6 protein-coding genes are annotated in these 4,861 nt (G+C 63.0%); 2 read left to right on the plus strand and 4 right to left on the minus strand.

Going from position 1 to position 4,861, the window contains the following annotated elements; all coding sequences use genetic code 11:
• Positions 1-171: 171 nt before the first annotated feature.
• The gene (locus JQ611_RS41245; RefSeq protein WP_212468829.1) at positions 172-723 is read right to left on the minus strand and encodes a carboxymuconolactone decarboxylase family protein; all 552 of its coding nucleotides are present in this window, start codon (positions 721-723) and stop codon (positions 172-174) included.
• A 73-nt stretch (positions 724-796) separates the two neighbouring features.
• Here JQ611_RS41245 and JQ611_RS41250 point away from each other — a divergent pair, with 73 nt between their 5' ends.
• On the plus strand, positions 797-1,138 hold the full coding sequence (locus JQ611_RS41250; protein WP_212269994.1) for a helix-turn-helix domain-containing protein: 342 nt from the start codon (positions 797-799) through the stop codon (positions 1,136-1,138).
• Here JQ611_RS41250 and JQ611_RS41255 read toward each other — a convergent pair.
• The 3 genes from JQ611_RS41255 to hemH all read right to left on the minus strand — a co-directional run bounded on the left by JQ611_RS41255 (position 1,135) and on the right by hemH (position 3,995).
• Positions 1,135-1,581, minus strand: a complete 447-nt coding sequence (locus JQ611_RS41255; protein WP_212269995.1) for an NfeD family protein — start codon at positions 1,579-1,581, stop codon at positions 1,135-1,137. The two genes, JQ611_RS41250 and JQ611_RS41255, sit on opposite strands and share 4 nt — an antisense overlap.
• Before the next feature lie 210 nt (positions 1,582-1,791).
• Entirely contained in the window at positions 1,792-2,802 is a 1,011-nt protein-coding gene (locus JQ611_RS41260; protein WP_212269996.1) for an SPFH domain-containing protein, read from the minus strand.
• Positions 2,803-2,957: 155 nt separating this feature from the next.
• On the minus strand, positions 2,958-3,995 hold the full coding sequence (hemH, locus tag JQ611_RS41265) for a ferrochelatase (RefSeq protein ID WP_212269997.1): 1,038 nt from the start codon (positions 3,993-3,995) through the stop codon (positions 2,958-2,960).
• 88 nt (positions 3,996-4,083) lie between these two features.
• Between hemH and JQ611_RS41270 the strand changes: the two genes are divergently transcribed.
• A complete protein-coding gene (locus JQ611_RS41270) occupies positions 4,084-4,482 on the plus strand; it encodes an MAPEG family protein (protein WP_212468830.1) in 399 nt (132 codons plus the stop codon).
• Positions 4,483-4,861 lie beyond the last annotated feature (379 nt).

A 4,861-nucleotide genomic window follows, 5' to 3' on the forward strand; every position in this document is an offset into this window, starting at 1 on the left:
ACGACCTCCCATAAACCCCGCAACGCCCGCCTCGATCGCCCCATCTTAATCGAGGCACCGAGACTTACGACCCATACGCCGCGGCCTATCGGTGAGAGCGCTGGCGTCAGATACCTTCTTTAGCAATGAGCGCCGCGGAGTATGGGTCCCGGCCTTCGCCGGGACGCCATCTCACTTCGGAAATCTCGCCGCCGTCTCCTCCAGCGGCAATGCCAGCGCACTGGCCAGATATGACACCGTGCGATAGAAGCCGCAGAGCTGGATGATCTCGACAATTTTCGCGTCGTCATAATGCGCCGACAGCGCCTTGAACTCGGCCTCATCAAGCGTCGCGCGCTCGTGCAGGGCATCGACGGTTGCGATCAATACCTGTTCGGCTTCCGACCAGCAGATGGCCTTGGCATCGCCGAGCACGGTGGCGCGGACCTGTTCGGCGGTCAGGTAGGCGGCTTCCGCGAACGCCGCGATATGCACGCCCCATTCGTATTCGCAGCCGGTCCGCGCGCAGGTGCGGTCGATCACGATCTCGCGCTCTCGCAAGCTGAGCGGACCGCGATCCAGCAGGCTGCCGGCGCGAAATTTCTCCCAGGCGCGGGGCTGGCCGGCCATCACCCGGAACAGCACCAGCGGCGGCGCGCCGCGCATGATGCGGTCGAATTGTTGCTGAATCTCGGGTGGATAAGGCGGCTGCAACGGCGCGATGCGGGGCGCGGATCGTGACATCGGCCCACTCCTTTGCTACAATAAATGTAGCACATCGCTACAATATCTGTAGCATCTTGCAAGAGGCTTTTCGATGTCGAAACAGACCCCTGCCATGAAGAAACGCGCCGTCCGCGGCTCGCGGACCGGCCGGCCGATCATGGCGCTGCTCGATCTGCTGGGCCGCCGCTGGACCTTGCGCATCCTCTGGGAATTGCGCGAGGGACCGCTGACCTCGCGCGCGCTGCGTACCGCCTGCGACGAGGCCTCGCCGACTGTGATGCAGACCCGGCTCTCCGAACTGCGCGAGGCCGGCCTGATCGAACTGCTGCCGGGCGATGGCTATGGCCCGACCGGGCTCGGCCGGGACTTGAACGAAACCTTCCTTCCTCTCCACCGCTTTGCGGAGCGGTGGAGCAAGCAAACGACAGACTAGGCCACCGCCACCGTCAGGCTGGCGCCATCGGCTTGCACGACTTTGACACGGCTGCCGGCCGGCGCATCGGGGCCGGCGACGCGCCAGATCGTGTCGTCGATCCGCACCGTGCCTGTGCCGTCGACGATCGGTTTTTCCAGCGTGAACTCCCGGCCGATCATCGCTTCGGTCCGCCGGTTGAGGAACGGGTTGCTCTGGCTGCTGCTGCCGGCGCTCTTCGCAAAATGCCGCCACGCCGGCACCGCCGCTGCCGCGAACAACGCGAACATCAAAAGCTGCGTCTGCCACGATGGATTGATAGCAAACGACACCAGGCCGACCATCAGCGAGGAAAGCCCAAGCCAGAACAGGAAGACACCCGGCGCCAGCAATTCCAGCGCCATCAGGATGAAGCCGAAGATCAGCCAGTTCCAGGTGCCCAGGGTAGCAAATATGTCGGCCATGACACGACCTCTCTAGTATCTCGTACAATTCATCAACACACCGGCGGTGCGCTCCCTCTCCCGCTTGCGGGGGAGGGTGCCGAGCAACGCGAGGCGGGTGGGGGCTCTCTCCACGAGTCTTATCGCGGAGAGAGCCCCCACCCCAACCCTCCCCCGCAAGCGGGAGAGGGAGCAGACATGTGCCAGCCTGCTCATCATCACACCAATCTCTTACCGCTGCGGCGAGAACGGCGGCGGCGGCGGTGGCGGCGTGGCGGGACCGGTTGATGGCACCGAACCGCGCCGCGCGGCTGCTGCCGAGGTAGCGGCGTCACCGAAGGTCGCCTTGGCGATCTCGCCGATGCCGGCGAGCGAGCCCAGAATGCTGGTGGCCTCGATCGGCAGCATGAGGATCTTCTGGTTCGGCGATTCGGCCAGTTGCCCGAACGCCTTGATGTATTTATCGGCGATGAAGTAATTCAGCGCGGCAACGTCGCCCTTGGAGATGGCCTCGGACACCATCTGCGTCGCCTTGGCTTCAGCCTCCGCCGAACGTTCGCGCGCCTCGGCGTCGCGGAAGGCGGCTTCCTTGCGGCCTTCGGCCTGCAGGATCTGGCCCTGCTTGGCGCCCTCGGCACGCAGGATCTCCGACTGCCGCTGGCCTTCCGCCTGCAAAATGTCGGCGCGCTTGACGCGCTCGGCCTTCATCTGCCGGCCCATCGCTTCGACGAGGTCGGCCGGCGGCACGATGTCCTTGATCTCGATGCGGTTGACCTTCAGCCCCCACGGCGACACCGCGGCGTCGACCACGCGCAGCAGCCGCTCGTTGATCTCGTCGCGGTGCGACAGCACCTGGTCGAGGTCCATCGCGCCCATCACCGAGCGGATGTTGGTCATCGTCAGCACGATAATCGCCTGATCGAGATTGGATACTTCGTAGCTGGCCTTGGCGGCATCGAACACCTGATAGAACGCGACGCCGTCCACCGTCACGGTGGCGTTGTCCTTGGTGATCACCTCCTGCTCGGGAATGCTGATCACCTGCTCCATCATGTTCATCTTGCGGCCGACGCGGTCAAAATAGGGAACGATGATGTTCAACCCCGGCGACAGCGTGCGGGTGTATTTGCCGAACCGTTCGATGGTCCAGTCATAGCCTTGCGGCACCGTCTTGACGCCGGCGAACAGGGTCACAATGACCAGCAGCAAAAACGCAATCGCGAAAATGTCGAAACCAGTCATGAATTCCCTCCAAAACCGGCAAGACCGTTGCCGGACGCGGTCGTCCATATGTCTGCCGGATGCCACCGCCGGTTCAGCCCGGCTGTTCTCTAGCAATGGTTACGTAGGGAGCCGTTTGACGCCCGCCAGATGTATGGCGCTTGAACAGTGGAATATCAAATCCAGCCCTGAAGCTCGCGCAACACCAGCTGGCGGATCACGTCCATGCCGGGCTCGGAGTCGTTGAGGCAGGGGATCGCCGCGAACTGCTCGCCGCCATTGTGTTTGAAAATTTCGGCGTTTTCCTGCGCGATCTCTTCCAGCGTCTCCAGGCAATCGGCGGAGAAGCCGGGGGTCACCACGGCAATGCGCTTGACGCCATCCTTCGCAAGCTGCGCGATGGTCTTGTCGGTATAGGGCTGCAGCCATTCGTCGAAGCCGAAGCGCGATTGGAATGTAAGCTTGAGTTTGGACGCATCAAGGCCCATGCGCCGGCGCAGGGCGTCGGTTGTTGCGATGCACTGCGCCTGGTAAGGATCGCCCTTGTCGACATAACTTTGCGGCATGCCGTGAAACGACGCGACGATCAGTTCGGGCTGGAACGGCAAGGTTGCCAGATGCGCGTTGATCGAGGCCGCCAGCGCATCGATGTAATCAGGGTCGTCATAGTAGGGCGGCGTCACCCGCAAGATCGGCTGCGCGCGCATGCCGGCCAGCACGCGAAAAACCTCGTCGCACACGGTGGCCGAGGTCGCGGCGGAATATTGCGGATAGAGCGGCACGACCAAGAGACGGTCGCAGCCTTGCGCGGTCAGGGCATCGATGCGCGAGCGGATCGACGGATTGCCGTAACGCATCGCCCAGTCGACCACGACGTGGTCATGGTCTGCGATCGCCTCCGCCAGCTTTTCGGCTTGCGCGCGCGTGATCGTCTTCAGCGGGGATTCGTTCTTCTCGACGTTCCAGATCTTCTGGTAGTCGCGCGCCTTGCGGCGGGGACGGATGCGCAGAATGATGCCGTTGAGGATCAGCTTCCAGCGCAGCCCCTGGTCCTCGATCACGCGCGGGTCGGAGAGGAATTCCTTGAGGTAGACCCGCACGCCCCTGGTATCGGCGGTATCGGGCGTGCCGAGATTGACCAGCAGCACGCCGACGCGCTCGGGCTTGGCTTCCGGCGCAGGCTTCGCACTTCCTATGGGAACGACCACGGTCATGATTTCCGTGGCTTCGCGCGTTGCACCATCCTTGTCAAGACAACCATCGGTTCGATACGCTCAGGTCTTGCCCCGGGCGGGAGGAACCATGACGGTCGCCGAATGGTGCGTTTTCGGAACGCTGCTGCTGTACCTGCTGACGATCGCCTCGGTCAAATGGATCGGGTTTCGCCGTTTCGACAATGCGAGGCCCCGCGCCCCCGATTTCTACGAGGATCCGATCCGCGCCCGGGCGCTGGGCGCCCATCAGAACGGCATCGAGGCCTTTCCGTTTTTCGCGGTCGCGGTGCTGCTGGCCGAGTTTCGCCTCGGGCCGCAACATTTGATCGACGAACTGGCGGTATTGTTCCTGACCGTGCGGATCGCCTACGTCTTCACTTATCTGGGCAACCGCCCGACGCTGCGCTCGATCCTGTGGTCCATCGGCTTTGCGATCAACATCGCGATTTTCTTTCTGCCGGCGGTCAAGGGGTATTTGCCGGGGTAGCGCCATACGCAAATCTCTCGTCGTCCCGGCCTTGAGCCGGGACCCATAACCCCGGTCATCTGTTGTTGAAAAAAGCCATCGACCATCGTGCGCAACCATCTCTGCCGCGGCGTATGGGTCCCGGCTCAAGGCCGGGACGACGGCGGTGTTTGTAGCTGCACCGTCATCCAAACGCAGTTTTGCATTCTCGCGACGCATTGCGCCCGAGCTTTGCCAGAAATTTCCTTGCCCTCGAAATAAGAGGGCGCAGGGAAGACCGGGTGCGCGCTGCACCCGCGGTCCCGTGTGCGGTTAGCACTAAGTAGGCTGCACACGAGCATACAGGGCAGCGGAGAACACCCGGCCTTCCCTGCGCAATGGCTTTACGGCTTATGCCGTG

It is taken from the genome of Bradyrhizobium sp. AUGA SZCCT0182 (assembly GCF_018130185.1).
Taxonomy (GTDB): domain Bacteria; phylum Pseudomonadota; class Alphaproteobacteria; order Rhizobiales; family Xanthobacteraceae; genus Bradyrhizobium.